Below are 16,990 nucleotides of genomic sequence, written 5' to 3'. Positions count from 1 at the left end.
AATGGCGACTAGTGTTTTCCCTCTTGGCACTGTCGGGTGGGGCGGGAGAACACAGAGCTGATGAGTCGTCGGTCGGGCGGTTTGATCGGGGACTGGGCCGAGGCCCAGCGCCGGATGCAGCAGACACAGCTGATCCAGCACCGCGAGGCGGAACGCCGACAGCGGGCGTACGAACGCGAGGCGGCGCGGGGGCAGCGCGAGCAGCAGGCGGCATACCGCCAGCACCGGGAGGCCGAGGCGCGACGGCGTACCGAGCGCATCGAGGCGGAGGTCGCCGCCCTGCAGGGGCTGCTGGCCGCGGGCTGCCGGGCACCCGCGTTCCGCACGGCCGCGCTGATCAGGTCCGAACAGCTGGAACCCTTCGCCCCGGGGAACCTCGCACATCCGCTGCCGATGCCGCGCATCGAGCAGTTCCAGCAGCAGAACACCGGCTGGGCCCTCGGATCGAACCGCCGGGCACAGGCGGAGCGCGACGCGCACGCCCGCTACACCCAGGCCTGGCAGGCCGCTCATGCCGCCGAGCTGCAGCGGCAGCAGCAACTGGCGGCGTACCGGCAGCAGTACGACCAGTGGGCCGCGCAGCAGCTCGCCGGGATCCGCGAGCACAACAACGGCCTCACCGAGCTGGCCAGGGCGCTGCGCGCTGGGGACGCGGATGCCGCCGTGGAGTACTTCTCGGCCGCTCTCTACGCCTCCACCGCCTGGCCCGAAGCGCTGCCCAGGCAGCTGGCCGCCGCCTACGACCGGGGCGGGCGGGAGCTGGTACTGGACTGGCAGCTTCCGGGATTCCAGGTGGTGCCCGAGGCCAAGTCGGTTCGGTACATGCCGAGTACGGACCAGGACAAGGAGACGGCCCGCCCCGCCACGCAGCGGCGCGCACTGTACCGGGACCTGCTGGCGCAGTGCCTGCTGCTGGTGGTGCGTGAGCTGTACGCGGCGGACGAGTTCGGCGCACTGGAGTCGGTGGTGGTCAACGGGTTCGTGGACGACCACGATCCGGTGACGGGGCAGGAGGCGCGGATCGTCCTGGGTTCGGTGTCGGCGGCCCGCTCCACCTTCACCGGGCTGCGGCTGGAGCAGGTCAGCGCGGTGGACTGCCTGGTGGAGGGGTTGCGCGGGCAGCTGTCGGCGCGGCCCGACCAGCTGACGGCCGTACGCCCGGGACGCAGGCCCGACGAGGTCGGCGGAGGAGTCGTCAGCCACGGCGGGCACGGGGGCGACGACGAGGAGGAGCCGGACCTCTTCGTGATGGACCCGATCGCCTTCGAGAACCTGGTGGCGGAGCTCTTCCGGGCGATGGGCATGGAGGCGGTGACCACCCAGCGGTCCGGGGACGGCGGTGTGGACATCGAGGCGAACGACCCTTCCCCGATCACGGGCGGACGCATCGTGGTACAGGTCAAGCGCTACCGGAACACCGTGCCGCCCACGGCGGTACGGGACTTGTACGGCACGGTCCAGGACAAGGGGGCGAACAAGGGGGTGCTGGTCACCACCTCGTCCTTCGGTCCCACGTCGTACACCTTCTCCAACGGCAAGCCGCTGGAGTTGGTTCCCGGGGACAAGCTGGTGGAGCTCCTGCACCAGTACGGGCTGCGCGGGCGCCTCGGCGGAGGTTCCGCGGGGGCGGTCCCGGCGCAGCGTTCTCCCGAGCCCGCCCCGCCCGCCGACCACAACGTGCTCGGCATGAGCTGGTCCGGCCGGGTCGCCCTGGACGTGTGCGCCCTCGTCTGCACGGGCAACCGGGTGCTGAGCGAGGACCACTTCGTGTTCTTCAACAATCCGCGCACGCCGGACGGTTCGGTACGGGCCCGGGCGCACGCGGCGCCGGACAAGGCGGCGCTGGAGGTCTCCTTCGAGGCCCTGCCGCGCGAGGCCGACCGGCTGGTACTGGTGGCCGCCGTCGACCCGGAGGCCGATCCGCATGCCGACCTGGGCGGCTTCACCGACGCCCGGATCCGGCTCCTGGACGCGGCGGGCGCGGAGGCCGGGCAGCTGGAGGTCTCCGACGGCCGGGCCGGGGAGACCGCGCTGGTGCTCGGCTCCTTCCGGCGCCGCTCCAACGGCGACTGGGACTTCGTGATAGGCGGCAAGGGCTACCGCGGCGGCCTGGAGGACCTGCTGCGCGAATACGGCGTCGAGGTCGCCTAGGACCGCTTCCTGCCGCCGTCTGGTGAGCACGCATCGAGCCGGATCACGCGGATCACGCGGATCACGCGGATAACGCGGAGAAAGTGTTATCGCCGCCCGCCCCGCGGGGCTCCTCATGTGTCAGGCCGAGTGGGCCGTCACACCTCCGAGGAGATGCGATGCAGTTGCGCGACGACGAGTTCGGGCAGGGCGTGGACACGGCGGGGCCGGACCGGCCTTCCGGGCCGCGCCACGCGGGCCGGGTGGCCGGTGGTCGCCGCCGGACCCGCAGGAAGGTGCCCGTGCCGGTGGCGGTCGCCGCCGTGGTCCTGCTGACCGGAGCCGGGAGTGCGTACACGCTCATATCCGGCGAGGCTCCTGACCGCACCGCGGCGACGGCCGCTTCCTCGTCCTCGTCCTCCGACGCCGTCGGCCCGGGCCCTCTGGGCGGCCCGTCGGCCGGACCGGCCTCACCCACCGTCGGGGCCGGTGCGGCGGAAGGGACCCCCACGGCCGGGGCGACACCGGGCGCGAGCGCCACGGCCGCCTCCCCCTCGCGTACCGCGGCGTCGGCCGAACCCTCGTCCGGGCAGTCCGCGCAGCAGGACCGGCCCGCGCAGCCGGGCCGCGGCCCTTCGGGGAACGGTCCGGTGGGACCGGACCCGAAGCTCCCCGGTGCCCGCACCTCGACGCAGGACGTCCGAACGGCCCAGTCGTTGTCCCTGCAGCTGCTGAACGACGAACGGGCCACCGTCGGCAGGCCCCCGCTCGTGCTCAGGCAGGACCTCGGCGACTTCGCCCGCAGGTGGGCCGAGCACATGCAGAAGAACGGGTTCGGCCACTCCTCCGAGGAGGAACGCGCCTACCTGAAGACCGGCTCGCGTACCTGGACGGGCGAGAACATCGTGTGGTGGAGCGATGCCTCGATGACCGCCCAGGAAGCCGCCGAGAAGTTCCAGTCGATGTGGCGGCACAGCCCCGGTCACTACAAGGCGCAGGTCAGCGCGGAGTTCACCGAGGTCGGCGTGGGCATGTACCACGACTCCTCCGGCTGGTGGGGCGTGCACAACTTCTCGGACGGCAAGTAGGGGAGGATCACGCCCGGGGCGTGATCAATACGTCAGGGGCGTCTCGGACATGTCCGGCTCGGGGGCGTCGCCCCACTCCTGCGCGGGCCGGTCGACGTACCGCAGCACGCCCCACATGCTCTCGGGGTTCGCGTCCTGAGGGGCCTCCTCGCGGCAGGCCTCCAGCTCCCTCACCAGGCCCTCGCCGTCAGTGCCCGAGCCGATCAGGACCAGTTGCGTCAGGCGTGCCTCGCCCCGCCCCCAGGGCTGCGGGGCGAAGCGGAGGAAGCGGCCGACGGCCTGGACCTCGTAGCGCTCCTCGTGTCCGGGGACCCCGAACCACACGAAGCCCTTGATCCGGTAGAGCCCGGCCGGGCGCCGGTCGAGGAAGTCCATGAACCGGCGCGGGGAGAGGGCCTGTTCCGAGCTGAACTCCGTGCTCTCGTAGGCGGCGTGCGCGTGGGTGCGGTGGTCGTGGCCGCCGGCCTCCGCGAGCAGGTCCTCGAAGGAGAGCTGTCCCCGGGTCTCGGTCCAGGGCCGGCGGTCGAAGAGCAGCTCCGGGTCGATGCGGCCGTGCTCGGCGCCCACGACCGGGGTGCCGGGCGCGCAGAGCGTGGCGAGTTCGGTCTCGATCCTGGTCCGTTCGCGCGCGTCGACCCGGTCGGTCTTGTTGAGCACCACCAGGTCCGCGACGGCGAGGTGGCGGTCGGTCTCCGGATGCCGGGCCCGGGTCGCGTCGAATTCCGCCGCGTCGACGACCTGCACCATGCCGCCGTACCGGACGGCCGGGTTCTCGCTGGCCATCAGCATGCGGATCATCTCCTGGGGTTCGGCCAGGCCGCTCGCCTCGATGACGATCACGTCGATCCTGTGGACGGGCGCGGAGAGCTTCTCCAGGTACGCGTCCAGCTCGCTGCCGTCGACGGCGCAGCACAGGCAGCCGCCTCCGAGGGAGACCATCGAGTCCCCGACCTGGCCGGCCACCGACATCGCGTCGACCTCGATCGAGCCGAAGTCGTTGACGACGACCCCGATCCGGGTGCCGCCGCGGCCGGCGAGGAGGTGGTTCAGCACGGTGGTCTTCCCGGATCCGAGGAATCCGGCGAGGACGACGACGGGGATGGGCTGCCTGCTGTTCACCCGGTCGATCGTAGCCAGGTCCGGTCAGTCGAGGAGCGGCACCGGCTGTGGCGGGGTGGGTCCCGTGTACCGGGCGGCCGGTCGGATGATCTTCGAATCGGTGGCCTGTTCCAGGATGTTCGCGCTCCAGCCGACGACCCGGGCGGCGCAGAAGGTCGGGGTGAACATCCCGCGCGGCAGTCCGCACAGCTCCATGACCACGCCCGCGTAGAACTCCACGTTGGTGTGCAGTTCCCGGCCGGGCTTGAGTTCGGCGAGGATCTCCTCCACCTGGCGCTCGACCTCGACGGCGAAGTCCACGAGGGGGCCGCCGAAGCCGAGGGCGATCTCGCGCAGCATGCGGGAGCGGGGGTCCTCGGTGCGGTAGACGGGGTGCCCGAAGCCCATGATCCGGTCGCCTGCGAGAACCCGTTCACGGATCCACGGCCCGATCCGGTCCACGGTGCCGATCGCGTCGAGGGTGTCCAGGGCGCGGCTGGGGGCGCCTCCGTGCAGTGGGCCGGAGAGCGCGCCGATGGCCCCGGTCAGGCAGGCGGCGACGTCGGCGCCGGTGGAGGCGATCACCCGGGCGGTGAACGTCGAGGCGTTGAAGCCGTGGTCGACGGTGGATATCAGGTACCGCTCGACCGCGCGGGCCCGGGCCGGATCCGGCTCCTCGCCGGTCAGCATGTAGAGGTAGTTGGCGGCGTACGGGAGGTCCTCGCGCGGCTCGACCGGCTCCAGGCCCTGGCCCAGCCGGTGCAGGGCGGTCAGCAGGGTCGGGACGGCGGCGCAGGCCGCCAGCGCGTCCGCGGCCCGCCGCTCGGGGGTCAGGTCGTACGCCGGCCGGAAGCCGGCGGAGGCTCCGAGGAGCGAGAGCGCGGTGCGCAGCCCGGCGAGCGGGCCGGAGAGGCGGGTGGCGCGGGCGAGGTCCGGCAGGACGGCCCGTACCTCCTCGGGGAGCCGGCGCAGCGCGGCGGTCTCGGCGGCGAAGGCGGCCCGTTCCGCGGCGTCCGCGGGGAGCGTGCCGCGGAACATCAGGTGCCACACGTCCTCGAAGCCGCGGACGGCGGCGAGCTCCACGGCCGAGTACTGGCGGTAGTGGTAGAAGCCCTCGCGGCCGCGGACGTCACCCAGCTCGGTTTCGGTGACCACGACTCCCGCGAGGCCCCGCGGTCCTTCGATGGTGCTGTCGGTGGTGTTCATGAATCGACCATCCATGATGGATTGAATCCTTGTCAATATTGATCAAATCAACATTGCAAGCCCTCTGTAGGGTGTTCGGCATGAGTGACCAGACCGAGGGCGGACGCAGGCTCAGCACACAGGAGGCGGCGCGGGTGCTCGGCGTGAAGCCGGCGACGGTGTACGCCTACGTCAGCCGGGGCCAGCTCGCCAGCCGCCGCGATCCCACCGGGCGCGGCAGCAGCTTCGACGCCGTCGAGGTGGAGGCGCTGGCCCGGCGCAGCCGGCGCGAGGCGGCGGCTCCCGCCGCCGGGGAACTCTCCGTCCGCACGGCACTGACCCTCATCGAACCCGACCGGTACTACTTCCGGGGCGTCGACGCCGTGGCCCTGGCCTCGCGGTACCGCTACGAGGAGGTCGCCGAGTGGCTCTGGACGGGCACCCTCACCCCCGGGACCCGGTTCACCGCTCCCCCGGAGGCGCTGGAGGCGGCCCGGCGGGCGGTGGAGGCCCTGCCGGCGCACAGCGGCCCGGTGGACCGGCTGCGGGTGGCGGTCGCCGCCGCCGCGGTGGCTGATCCGCTGCGCTTCGACCTGTCGGAGGAGGCGGTACTGGGCTCTGCGCGCTGCCTGATTCCGACGCTGGTCGGCGCCCTGCCCGCGGCCGGCACCGCATGGGCCGGCGACGGCCGCATCGCCCGCCGGCTGTGGTCCCGGCTGACACCGCGGGAGCCCGACCCCGACGCGCTCGCCGTGCTGGACCTGGCGCTGGCGCTGCTGGTCGACCACGACCTGGCCGCCTCCACACTGGCTGTACGGGTGGCGGCGTCGGCGCGCGCCCACCCGTACGCGGCGGTCTCGGCCGGACTCGGCGCGCTCGAAGGACCGCTGCACGGCGCGGCCGGGCGGCTCGCCCACCGGATGCTGGTGGAGGTCCTGGAACAGGGCGGGGCCGCTCCGGTGGTCGCCGAGTACCTGCGGGCCGGGCGCCGGGTCCCGGGCCTGGGCCACCGCCTCTACCAGGGCGAGGACCCCCGGGCGGGGGCGCTGTTCGCCCGGTTGGAAGGGCTGGGGCAAGCCGGTCCCGCACTGGCCGCTGCCCGCGAGGTGGCCGCGGTCATGGCCCGTCAGGGCGGACTGCACGCCAACGTGGACCTGGCCCTGGCGGTGCTGACGGTGTCGTGCGGAATGCCCGCCGAGGCCGGCGAGACCGTCTTCGCGGTGGCCCGCACCGCGGGCTGGATCGCCCACGCGCTGGAGGAGTACCAGGAGCGCCCGCTGCGCATGCGGCCGAGCGGCCAGTACCACGGCCCACGCCCGCCCCAGCCGATGCCGTAGGCGATGGCGTAGCCGACAAAAAGGGCACAACCGTTCCGCTTCTGCCGGGGCCGACCTACCGTTGCTGTCCATGCGGTTCCCCCACATGAGCGCTCGGCGCCTCGGGCTGCCCAGACGGGCGGTCTCGCAGATCCTGCTGACCCAGCTGGCCATCGCCGCGGGGGTCGTCGTGCTGGCCACGGGCCTGTTCCTGGCACCGCTCGGCGCCCAGCTCGACGACCAGGCCATGCGGCGTGCCCTGGCCATCGCGCAGAGCACCGCGGCCGACCCCTCGATCGCCGCCGGCCTCCTGGACTCCGGGGCGTCGCCGGACAGCCCCGTGCAGGCCTCGGCCGAACGGATCCGCCGGGCGACCGGCGCCGAGTACGTCGTCGTCCTGGACCTGGACGGCATCCGCCGCTCGCACCCGAGCCCCGAGCGGATCGGGCTGCCCGTCTCCACCGACCCGGCCGACGCCCTGGCCGGCCGCGAGGTCATGGAGATCGACGACGGAACCCTGGGCCGCTCCGCTCGCGGCAAGGTCCCGCTCGTCGCCGCCGACGGCGAGATCGTCGGCGCGGTCTCCGTCGGCATCGCCTACGACAGCGTCCGAGACCGGCTGCTCGGGGCCATCCCGGGGCTCCTCGCCTATGCGGGCGGCGCCCTGGCCGCGGGCGCCCTCGCCGCCTACCTCCTCTCCCGCAGGATCCAGCGCCAGACCCGCGACCTGGCCTTCTCCGACATCGCCGGCCTGCTCGCCGAGCGCGAGGCCATGCTGCACTCCATCCGCGAAGGCGTGATCGCCCTCGCCCCCGACGGCCGCGTCCGCCTCGTCAACGACGAGGCCGCCCGCCTGCTGGGCCTCAGCCCCGACGCCACCGGCACCCTGGCCGGACGCCCGCTGGAGGACGTCCTCGGCGCCGGCCGCACCGCCGACGTACTCTCCGGCCGCGTGACGGGCCGGGACCTGCTCACCGTCCAGGGCCCCCGGGTCCTGGTCGCCAACCGCATGCCCACCGAGGACGGGGGCGCCGTCGCCACCCTGCGCGACCGCACCGAACTGGAGCACCTGAGCCGCGAACTCGACTCCACCCGTGGCCTCATCGACGCCCTGCGCGCCCAGGACCACGAGCACGCCAACCGCCTCCACACCCTCCTCGGCCTGCTCGAACTGGGCCTGCACGAGGAGGCGGTGGAATTCGTGACGGAAGTCGTCGGCGTGCACCGCACGACCGCCGAACAGGTCACCGAGAGGGTCCACGACCCGCTGCTGGCCGCCCTCCTCGTCGGCAAGGCCACCGTCGCCGCCGAACGCGGCATCCCCCTGCGGCTGGCCGCGGCCACCCTCCTCCCCGACCGCCTGGTCGACCCGGGCGGGCTCGTCACCATCGTCGGCAACCTGGTGGACAACGCCCTGGACGCCGCCGCCGGCGGAGCCGCGCCCCTGGTCGAGGTCGAGCTGCACGCGGAGGGCCGTACCGCCGTGCTGCGGGTGCGCGACAGCGGCCCCGGGGTCCCCGCCGCGCGCCGCGAGGAGATCTTCACCGAGGGCTGGTCGACCAAGCAGCCCCGGGCCCACCGCGAGCGCGGCCTGGGCCTCGCCCTCGTACGCCGCCTCGCGGAGCGACAGGGCGGCAGCGCCCGGGCCGGTGAAGCAGCGGACGGAGGGGCGGAATTCTCCGTCGTACTCCCGGAGGCCCTGCGATGAACGAGACCCCGATCCACGTATTGGTCGTCGACGACGACATGCGTGTTGCCCGGATCAACGCGGCGTACGTGGCGAAGGTTCCCGGATTCCGGGTGACGGCGCAGGCCCATTCGGCGGCCGAGGCCCTGGACTTCCTCTCCACCCACCCGGTGGACCTGGTCCTCCTCGACCACTACCTCCCCGACGAGAACGGCCTGGACCTGGTCCGCCGCCTGCGCCAGCGCGGCCACGGCACCGATGTGATCATGGTCACCGCCGCCCGCGACCTGGCCACCGTGCAGGCCGCCATGCGCCTCGGGGCCCTCCAGTACCTGGTCAAACCCTTCACCTTCGCCGGGCTGCGCGCCCGGCTGGAGGCGTACGGTTCGCTGCGCCGCACCCTGGACACGGGCGGCGAGGCCGAACAGGCGGAAGTGGACCGGATCTTCGGAGCCCTGGCCGGAGCGGGCACCGTGAACGAGCTCCCCAAGGGCCACTCCCCCACCACGGCCGAACTCGTCCGCCAGGTCCTGCGCACGGCCGAGGGCCCGCTGTCCACCCAGCAGATCGCCGACCGCGCGGGCATCAGCCGCCAGACCGCCCAGCGCTACCTGAAGCTCCTCGAACGCAACGGCCGTGTCACCCTGGCCCTGCGCTACGGCGAGACCGGCCGCCCCGAGCACCGCTACACCTGGCTCCCCTCGGAGGGACCGGTCTGACGGCCTGGCTCAGACCGCTCCGGCGCCGGTCAGCGAGCGGACCTCCGTCTCCGCGTGCTTCGCCTCGTCCGGCTCCTCACCGGAGGTGACCGTGCCCAGCCAGCCGGCCAGGAAGCCCAGCGGGATCGAGACGATCCCCGGGTTCTGCAGCGGGAAGAACTGGAAGTCCGCTCCCGGGAACAGCGACTCCGGGCTGCCCGACACCACGGGCGAGACCAGGACGAGCAGCACCGCCGGAACCAGGCCCCCGTACACCGACCAGACCGCACCGCGCGTGGTGAAACCGCGCCAGAACAGCGAGTACAGCAGCACCGGAAGGTTGGCGGAGGCCGCCACCGCGAAGGCCAGCCCCACCAGGAACGCCACGTTGAGGTTCTGGGCGAGCAGCCCGAGGGCGATGGCCACCGCCCCGATTCCCACGGCCGCGCCCCGGGCCACCGAGACCTCGCTGCGCTGCCTGGCCCGCCTCCGCTTGAGCGAGGCGTACAGGTCGTGCGCGACGGAGGCGGACGAGGCCAGGGTGATGCCGGCCACCACGGCCAGGATGGTCGCGAAGGCGATGGCGGCGACGAAGGCGAACAGCACCGCGCCACCGGTCGTCTCGGCACCCCCGCCGAGGAAGGCCGCGAGCAGCGGAACGGCCGTGTTCCCCGAGGCGTTGGAAGCCCGGACCTCGTCCGGCCCGACCAGGGCCGCCGCACCGAAACCGAGCACGATGGTCATCAGGTAGAAGCTGCCGATCAGCCCGATCGCCCACACCACCGAGCGGCGGGCCGCGCGGGCGGTGGGCACGGTGTAGAAGCGCGACAGGATGTGCGGCAGCCCGGCGGTCCCCAGGACGAGCGCGAGGCCCAGGCTCATGAAGTCGAAGCGGGCGGTCCAGTCCCCGCCGTATTTGAGGCCGGGGCTGAGGAACTCCATTCCGTACCCGCTGCGTTCGGCGGCGGTGGTGAGCAGCCGGTCGAAATCGCCGTGGAAGCGCAGCAGCACGAGCACCGTCAGGGTGATCGCCCCGCCCATCAGGAGCACGGCCTTCACGATCTGGATCCAGGTGGTGGCCCGCATGCCGCCGAAGGACACGTAGACCACCATCAGGGCGCCCACCCCGATCACGGTGAGGGTCCGGGCCACGGGGCTCGAGTTCCCGAGCAGCAGCCCCACGAGGCTGCCCGCGCCGACCATCTGCGCGACGAGGTAGAGCACGGACACGACGACCGAGGAGATGCCGGCGGCGATCCGCACCGGGCGCTCGCTCATCCGGGCGGCGACTACGTCGGCGAGGGTGAAGCGCCCGCAGTTGCGCACCAGTTCGGCGACGAGGAAGAGCACCACAAGCCAGGCGACGAGGAATCCCACCGAGTAGAGCAGGCCGTCGTAGCCGAAGAGGGCGATCAGACCGGAGATGCCGAGGAAGGAGGCCGCGGACATGTAGTCGCCCGCGATGGCGAAACCGTTCTCCATCGGGGAGAAGAGTCTCCCGCCGGCGTAGAACTCCTCGGCCGAACCGTGCCGGTTGCGGCTGACCCAGGTGGTGATGCCCAGGGTCACCGCGATGAACAGGCTGAACAGCATCAGCGCGAGGGTCTGGTGCTCGGTCGTCACCGGCCCGCCCTCCTCGCCCGGGTCCGCTCCTGGCCGCGTTCCTGCTCGAAGACCGTCCAGCGCAGGTCGAGCGCGGCCCGGTCCCGGCGCAGCCGTGCGTGCCGGGCGTAGGCCCAGGTGAGCAGGAAGGTGCTGAGGAACTGGCCGAGCCCCGCCAGCATGGCCACGTTGACCGCGCCCAGGACGGGCCGGGCCATCAGGCCGGGCGCGGCCGTCGCGGCGACCACGTAGGCGACGTACCAGAGGAAGAACCCGGCGGTCGCGGGGACGACGAACCGGCGATAGCGGCTCCGGACCTCCTGGAAGGCGGCGCTGCGCTGCACTTCCAGGTAGATGTCGGATGCGCCGGGCGCCGGGCGGCCGGCCGCGGCCGGCCGCGGCGGGGACGGCTCCTCGCCCTCGCCCCAGCCGACGGCCAGCGCGTCGTACCAGGGGTCGTCCAGCCGGATCGTTCCGGCATCACGACCTTCGTGCTTGTCCACCGAACTCTCCTTGTCCGCTGCCGCATTGGCCGCGTGCCCACAAGGATGTGCGGAATGGACGGTTTCCGGACTGGTGTACCGGTGCTCTTCACTCCAACAGGTGATGGAGCGAAGGGCACCGGTGTGCGGTGGCGCCCGCCCGTGTCAGGCGCCGCCGGCCTCCGGTGCCCCCGTGCTCAGGCGTCGATGCGCGAGCGGTCCAGCGTCGCCGCGGAGCTGGTGATGAACTCCTTGCGCGGGGCCACCTCATTGCCCATGAGCAGGTCGAAGACCTGCTCGGCCGAGTCCAGGTCGCCGATGTTGATCCGGCGCAGGGTGCGGAAGCGGGGGTCCATGGTGGTCTCCGCCAGCTGGTCCGCGTCCATCTCGCCGAGGCCCTTGTAGCGCTGGATCGAGTCCTTGTAGCGGATGTTCTTGCGCTGGTACTCCAAAAGGGTCTGGCGCAGCTCGTTGTCCGAGTACGTGTAGACGTACTTGTCCTGGCCCCGCTTGGGCTGGACCAGCTCGATCCGGTGCAGCGGCGGGACGGCCGCGAAGACCCGACCGGCCTCGACCATCGGGCGCATGTACCGCTGGAAGAGCGTGAGCAGCAGGCAGCGGATGTGCGCGCCGTCGACATCGGCGTCGACGAGCAGCACGATCTTGCCGTAGCGGGCGGCGTCGATGTCGAAGGTCCGGCCCGAGCCGGCCCCTATGACCTGGATGATCGCCCCGCACTCGGCGTTCTTGAGCATGTCCGAGACCGAGGACTTCTGGACGTTGAGGATCTTGCCGCGGATGGGCAGGAGCGCCTGGAATTCGGAGTTCCGGGCGAGCTTCGCGGTGCCGAGGGCGGAGTCCCCCTCGACGATGAAGAGCTCGCTGCGGTCCACGTCGTCGCTGCGGCAGTCGGCCAGCTTGGCGGGGAGCGAGGAGGTCTCCAGCGCGGTCTTGCGGCGCTGGGCCTCTTTGTGCTGGCGGGCCGCAATCCGGGTTCGGGCGGCCGCGACGATCTTCTCCATCACGGCGCGGGCCTGCTGCTTGTCGTCGCGCTTGGTGGAGGTCAGGAATGCCTTGAGCTCCTTGGCGACCACGGCGGCGACGACCCGGGTGGCGGCGGAGGTGCCGAGCACCTCCTTGGTCTGGCCTTCGAACTGGGGTTCGGCCAGGCGGACGGTGACGACGGCCGTCATGCCCTCCAGCGCGTCGTCCTTGACCACGTCGTCCTCGGCGACGCGCAGCATCTTGGCCGAGCGCAGCACCTCGTTGACGGTCTTGGTCACCGAGCGTTCGAAACCGGTGACGTGGGTGCCGCCCTTGGGGGTGGCGATGATGTTCACGAAGGACTTGACGTTGGTCTCGTAGCCCGTGCCCCAGCGCAGGGCGATGTCCACGCCCAGCTCGCGGGTGACCTCGGTGGGGGTCATGTGGCCACGGTCGTCGAGGACCGGGACGGTCTCCTTGAAGGTGCCCGATCCGGTCAGCCGCAGCACGTCGCAGGCGGCCTTGTCCTGGGCGAGGTACTCGCAGAACTCGCTGATGCCGCCGTCGAAGCGGAAGGTCTCCTCGGTCTTGCCGGCGCCGTCTATGGCCCGCTCGTCGCGGACGACCAGGGTCAGGCCGGGGACGAGGAAGGCGGTCTGCCGGGCGCGCTGGTAGAGCGTCTCCAGGCCGAGGCGGGCGTCCTTGAGGAAGATCTGGCGGTCGGCCCAGTAGCGGATCCGGGTGCCGGTCTTGCCCTTGGCGATGCGCTTGACCTTGCGCAGGCCGTTCGCCGGGTCGAAGGGGCTCTCGGGGCCCTGCTCGGTGAACATGCCGGGGACGCCGCGGCGGAAGCTGATGGCGTGCGTGGAGCTGCCCCGGTCGACCTCGACGTCCAGCCGGGCGGAGAGGGCGTTGACCACCGAGGCGCCGACGCCGTGCAGACCGCCGGAGGCCGCGTACGAGCCGCCGCCGAACTTTCCGCCCGCGTGCAGCTTGGTCATGACGACCTCGACGCCGGACAGGCCGGTCTTGGGCTCGACGTCCACGGGGATGCCGCGGCCGTTGTCCCTGACCTCGACCGAGGAGTCCTCGTGGAGGATCACCTCGATGTGGTCGCAGTAGCCGCCGAGGGCCTCGTCGACGGAATTGTCGATGATCTCCCACAGGCAGTGCATGAGGCCCCGGCTGTCGGTGGAGCCGATATACATGCCGGGGCGCTTGCGGACGGCCTCCAGCCCTTCGAGGACGAGCAGGTGCCGCGCGGTGTAGTTGGAACCGTCCCGGTCTGCTCCGGACAGCAGCGCGCTGGAAGGCACGGACGTGTCGGCGGTCACGCAGTTCGCTCCTCGCTGAATTTCTTTTCTGGCCCGGTCGGGCGCAGGGGTGGCTCGGGTGCCGCTCGAAGGGTACCGAGGCCAGGTAGAGCCGATGCAACGCCACCCTCGCGCTTTCCTCAGCCTAGTGCAGATCCGCACGGATGTTCGATCCCCCGGGCGGGTGAAGGAAACATCACGTTCCCTTCCGCGCATGAACCATTTAGGGTTCGGGCACGTCCTCATGAACAACCTGGCACTCTCGCCGGGGAGGATGGAACTGCAACAAGCGCACGAGTGACAACGCGAAACCGTAAAGCAACGCAATACGGCTCCTTCGCCGCCAACCGGCAACAGCCGGCCAGCTTCGGAAGGAAGTTTCGAGGAAAAGCCGCGAGCGGGAACGTTTTCGGCCTGGTTGGATGTTGACCCTGGTACGACAGCTCGTCGAGCTAGAGAAGAGGCGACGTGACTACTGTTCTGACACCCGCGACCCCGCTGACGGCCGCTGACCGATGCGACCGTTGCGGCGCCCAGGCATATCTGCGCGTCGTCCTGCTGAGCGGCGGTGAACTGCTCTTCTGCGCCCACCACGGTCGCAAGTTCGAGCCGGAACTCAAGAAGATCGCCGCGGAAATACAGGATGAGACCGAGCGGCTCACGTCCGCTCCGGCTGCCCACGCCGAACCCGAGGACCGCTGACACACAGGCCGAACCTCGCATCCGACGAGCCAGGACCGGCCAGGCCGGTCGACGGGCGGCACCCCTGAGACCCAGGGGTGCCGCCCGTCCTCACGTCCGCAGCCGGCTACTGCGCCGCACGATGCCCCTGTACGGACCCTGCCCGCGTCCCGGAGCCCCTCTGGGGTCCCCACGCGGCGTTCGGGCCCCCGTCCGGCTGTGCGGTCCTCTCCGGGGCCGTCACGAAGCCGGCCAGCGGGGCGATGCGCGTGTACACGCCGGGACTGTCGGCGCGCCCGCAGCCCCGCCCCCAGGAGACCAGCCCGATGAGCCGCCCCTGCGCGACCAGCGGCCCGCCGCTGTCTCCCTGGCAGGCGTCCTTGCCGCCTGCGCCGTCTCCCGCGCACACCATGGATTCGGCCCGGTACTGTCCGTCGGCGTCCCCGGGGTAGGCGCGCCCGCAGACCTCGTCCGCCAGCACCGTCACGCGCGCGGCCCGCAGTGCGTACGCATAGTCACCGAACCCGCTCGTGTCGCCCCAGCCGTAGACGGCCGCCTCGGTGCCCGCCGCGTACGCGGGGTGCCCCGCCTCCGCCATGGGCAGCACGTGGTGGGCCGGCACGGCTTCCGCCAGCTCCAGTACGGCGAGGTCCCCGGCGTTGCTCTGGGGGTCGTAGTCGGGGTTCACCCGCGCCCCGCGCACCGCGATCTCCCGGCCGTCGGCCGCCCTGAGCTCCGTACGGCCCGCGATCACCCGGAAGTCGGACACGGACTCGACCGGCCCGCCGAGCACCTGTCGGCCCAGGCAGTGGGCCGCGGTGACCACCTTGGTCGGGGCCACCACGACGCCCCCGCAGAACTGCCCGTCCCGCGTACCCCCGAACCGGTCACGGCTGGCCAGGGCCACGACCCAGGGACTGTCGGCCGCCTTCACCGGCTTCCCGCCGATCACCACGCTGTCCGCGACCGCCTGGGGCATCTGGGCGAGCGGCGCCGCGGCCGCTCCCGCCGCCAGGGTCAGCGCGCCCGCCAGGACACGGGCAAAGGGACGACGCATGAGGCCTCCTGACTCCGAGTGTGCATGACTCCACCCAGAGTGGGATGCCCGGTGGCCGAGCGCACCCGCGCGGCCACCGCCACCGTCTGCATCGCCGCGGCCGGCGCCCCTCCTCCGCCGCGGTCGCCCGCCGGCTCAGTCCAGGTAGTCGCGCAGCACCTGGGAGCGGGACGGGTGGCGCAGCTTCGACATCGTCTTCGACTCGATCTGGCGGATCCGCTCACGGGTGACCCCGTAGACCTTGCCGATCTCGTCGAGGGTCTTGGGCTGTCCGTCGGTGAGGCCGAAGCGCATGGACACCACGCCCGCCTCGCGCTCGCTCAGGGTGTCGAGCACCGAGTGCAGCTGCTCCTGCAGGAGCGTGAAGCTCACGGCGTCGGCCGGGACGACGGCCTCGGAGTCCTCGATGAGGTCGCCGAACTCGCTGTCGCCGTCCTCGCCCAGCGGGGTGTGCAGGGAGATCGGCTCGCGGCCGTACTTCTGGACCTCGATGACCTTCTCGGGGGTCATGTCGAGTTCCTTGGCCAGCTCCTCCGGGGTGGGCTCGCGGCCCAGGTCCTGGAGCATCTGGCGCTGCACGCGGGCGAGCTTGTTGATGACCTCGACCATGTGCACGGGGATGCGGATGGTGCGGGCCTGGTCGGCCATGGCGCGGGTGATCGCCTGGCGGATCCACCACGAGGAAGAGCATGCCGCGGCCGGTGTAGCGCTTGGCGAGGGAGACCACGAGGCGGAGGTTGGCCTCCAGCAGGTGGTTCTTCGCGCGGCGGCCGTCCTCGGCGATGATCTCCAGCTCGCGCTTGAGCTTGGGGGCCAGCTTGTCGGAGTTCGCCAGCTTGTCCTCGGCGAACAGGCCCGCCTCGATGCGCTTGGCGAGCTCGACCTCCTGCTCGGCGTTGAGGAGGGGGACCTTGCCGATCTGCTTGAGGTAGTCCTTGACCGGGTCGGCGGTGGCGCCGGCCACCACGACCTGCTGGGCCGGGGCGTCGTCCTCGTCGTCCGAGATGACGAAGCCCTTGTTCTCCCCGCTCTCGTCCTCTTCGTCGCCCTCGGCCTTGACGGCGTCCGGACCCTCTTCCGTGTTCTCGTCCTCGCCGGCCTCGTCGGCGTCCTTCTTGGCGGCGGTCTTCTTCGCGGCGGTCTTCTTGGCGGCCGTCTTCTTGGCGGGCGCGGCCTTCTTCGCGGCCGTCTTCTTCGCGGCCGCCTTCTTGGCCACGGGCTCCGTGGCGGCTTCCTCGACGAGGGCGTCCGGCGCCTGCGGGTCCGCCGTCTCGGCCGCCGGGACCGCGGGGACGGCGGGCTGCGCCGCCGTCGTCCTGGCCGCCGTCTTCCTGACGGGCTCGGTGGCCGTCCGCTTGGCCGGGCTCTTCGCTGCGACGCTCTTGCGGGTGGTGCGCTTGGGCGACTCCGCGGCACTGACCATCAGCGTCACACCCTCTTCCTCGAGGATCTGGTTGAGGCTGCGCAGAACATTCTTCCACTGGGTCGCAGGAATCTGGTCAGCCTCGAAGGCCCGACGCACGTCATCGCCGGCGATCTGCCCCTCGGCCTTGCCCCGCTCGATGAGCGCCATCACAGACTCGGAATCGGCGATCTCCGGCGGGAGCGTACGGGATGTGCTGGCCGACACGAACAACCTCTCGGAACGATGGGAACGGCTTCCGACCCC

At 71.9% G+C, this 16,990-nt stretch carries 12 protein-coding genes and 1 pseudogene; 6 read left to right on the top strand and 7 right to left on the bottom strand.

All coding sequences use genetic code 11. The features are described 5' to 3' along the window. Positions 1 to 60 precede the first annotated feature (60 nt). Positions 61 to 2,151 (top strand): restriction endonuclease, encoded by a 2,091-nt coding sequence (locus IG86_RS0117505; RefSeq protein WP_030897781.1) that lies wholly within the window; start codon positions 61 to 63, stop codon positions 2,149 to 2,151. 158 nt (positions 2,152 to 2,309) lie between these two features. Further along, the gene (locus IG86_RS0117500) at positions 2,310 to 3,218 is read left to right on the top strand and encodes a CAP domain-containing protein (RefSeq protein WP_030821384.1); all 909 of its coding nucleotides are present in this window, start codon (positions 2,310 to 2,312) and stop codon (positions 3,216 to 3,218) included. A 24-nt stretch (positions 3,219 to 3,242) separates the two neighbouring features. Here IG86_RS0117500 and IG86_RS0117495 read toward each other — a convergent pair whose 3' ends face one another. After that, positions 3,243 to 4,337: a CobW family GTP-binding protein gene (locus tag IG86_RS0117495; protein WP_030821382.1), complete on the bottom strand. Its 1,095-nt coding sequence runs from the start codon at positions 4,335 to 4,337 to the stop codon at positions 3,243 to 3,245. A gap of 24 nt (positions 4,338 to 4,361) precedes the next feature. Next, on the bottom strand, positions 4,362 to 5,537 hold the full coding sequence (locus IG86_RS0117490; RefSeq protein WP_173429189.1) for a citrate synthase/methylcitrate synthase: 1,176 nt from the start codon (positions 5,535 to 5,537) through the stop codon (positions 4,362 to 4,364). A 65-nt stretch (positions 5,538 to 5,602) separates the two neighbouring features. Here IG86_RS0117490 and IG86_RS0117485 point away from each other — a divergent pair, with 65 nt between their 5' ends. From IG86_RS0117485 to IG86_RS0117475, 3 genes are all read left to right on the top strand, one after another. After that, a complete protein-coding gene (locus IG86_RS0117485) occupies positions 5,603 to 6,838 on the top strand; it encodes a citrate synthase (protein WP_030821377.1) in 1,236 nt (411 codons plus the stop codon). A gap of 85 nt (positions 6,839 to 6,923) precedes the next feature. Next, positions 6,924 to 8,525 (top strand): ATP-binding protein, encoded by a 1,602-nt coding sequence (locus IG86_RS0117480; protein WP_244305907.1) that lies wholly within the window; start codon positions 6,924 to 6,926, stop codon positions 8,523 to 8,525. Further along, positions 8,522 to 9,223 carry a DUF7342 family protein gene (locus IG86_RS0117475; protein WP_030897775.1) on the top strand — a complete coding sequence of 234 codons (702 nt, stop codon included), beginning with the start codon at positions 8,522 to 8,524 and terminating at the stop codon, positions 9,221 to 9,223. The genes IG86_RS0117480 and IG86_RS0117475 overlap by 4 nt, the downstream gene beginning before the upstream one ends. A 9-nt stretch (positions 9,224 to 9,232) precedes the next feature. Here the strand turns inward: IG86_RS0117475 and IG86_RS0117470 are convergent, their stop codons facing one another. From IG86_RS0117470 to IG86_RS0117460, 3 genes are all read right to left on the bottom strand, one after another. Further along, the gene (locus IG86_RS0117470) at positions 9,233 to 10,825 is read right to left on the bottom strand and encodes a solute symporter family protein (RefSeq protein ID WP_030821371.1); all 1,593 of its coding nucleotides are present in this window, start codon (positions 10,823 to 10,825) and stop codon (positions 9,233 to 9,235) included. Beyond that, complete coding sequence (locus tag IG86_RS0117465) at positions 10,822 to 11,307, bottom strand: DUF485 domain-containing protein (RefSeq protein ID WP_037848134.1); 486 nt, start codon at positions 11,305 to 11,307, stop codon at positions 10,822 to 10,824. Before IG86_RS0117465 ends, IG86_RS0117470 begins: the two co-directional genes overlap by 4 nt. Positions 11,308 to 11,483: 176 nt before the next feature. Further along, on the bottom strand, positions 11,484 to 13,604 hold the full coding sequence (locus IG86_RS0117460) for a DNA gyrase/topoisomerase IV subunit B (RefSeq protein WP_030821367.1): 2,121 nt from the start codon (positions 13,602 to 13,604) through the stop codon (positions 11,484 to 11,486). 447 nt (positions 13,605 to 14,051) lie between these two features. Here IG86_RS0117460 and IG86_RS0117455 point away from each other — a divergent pair, with 447 nt between their 5' ends. Next, complete coding sequence (locus IG86_RS0117455; protein ID WP_030028922.1) at positions 14,052 to 14,285, top strand: DUF7455 domain-containing protein; 234 nt, start codon at positions 14,052 to 14,054, stop codon at positions 14,283 to 14,285. Positions 14,286 to 14,391: 106 nt separating this feature from the next. Here the strand turns inward: IG86_RS0117455 and IG86_RS0117450 are convergent, their stop codons facing one another. Then, on the bottom strand, positions 14,392 to 15,321 hold the full coding sequence (locus tag IG86_RS0117450; RefSeq protein ID WP_078848077.1) for a S1 family peptidase: 930 nt from the start codon (positions 15,319 to 15,321) through the stop codon (positions 14,392 to 14,394). A 135-nt stretch (positions 15,322 to 15,456) separates the two neighbouring features. Beyond that, positions 15,457 to 16,951: pseudogene (locus IG86_RS38805) on the bottom strand (RNA polymerase sigma factor). Between the last annotated feature and the right edge of the window lie 39 nt (positions 16,952 to 16,990).

Origin of the sequence: Streptomyces virginiae, assembly GCF_000720455.1 — a bacterium.
GTDB classification, from domain to species: Bacteria; Actinomycetota; Actinomycetes; order Streptomycetales; family Streptomycetaceae; genus Streptomyces; species Streptomyces virginiae.
Note: the sequence above shows the minus strand (reverse complement) of the source record. Positions and strands in the feature narration are given on the sequence as shown.

Excerpts from the sequence above, each read along its gene's own strand:
- IG86_RS0117475 (WP_030897775.1), top strand. The coding sequence starts at position 8,522 with ATGAACGAGACCCCGATCCACGTATTGGTCGTCGACGACGACATGCGT.
- IG86_RS0117505 (WP_030897781.1), top strand. The coding sequence starts at position 61 with ATGAGTCGTCGGTCGGGCGGTTTGATCGGGGACTGGGCCGAGGCCCAG.
- IG86_RS0117480 (WP_244305907.1), top strand. The coding sequence starts at position 6,924 with ATGAGCGCTCGGCGCCTCGGGCTGCCCAGACGGGCGGTCTCGCAGATC.
- IG86_RS0117490 (WP_173429189.1), bottom strand. The coding sequence starts at position 5,537 with ATGGATGGTCGATTCATGAACACCACCGACAGCACCATCGAAGGACCG.
- IG86_RS0117450 (WP_078848077.1), bottom strand. The coding sequence starts at position 15,321 with ATGCGTCGTCCCTTTGCCCGTGTCCTGGCGGGCGCGCTGACCCTGGCG.
- IG86_RS0117485 (WP_030821377.1), top strand. The coding sequence starts at position 5,603 with ATGAGTGACCAGACCGAGGGCGGACGCAGGCTCAGCACACAGGAGGCG.
- IG86_RS0117500 (WP_030821384.1), top strand. The coding sequence starts at position 2,310 with ATGCAGTTGCGCGACGACGAGTTCGGGCAGGGCGTGGACACGGCGGGG.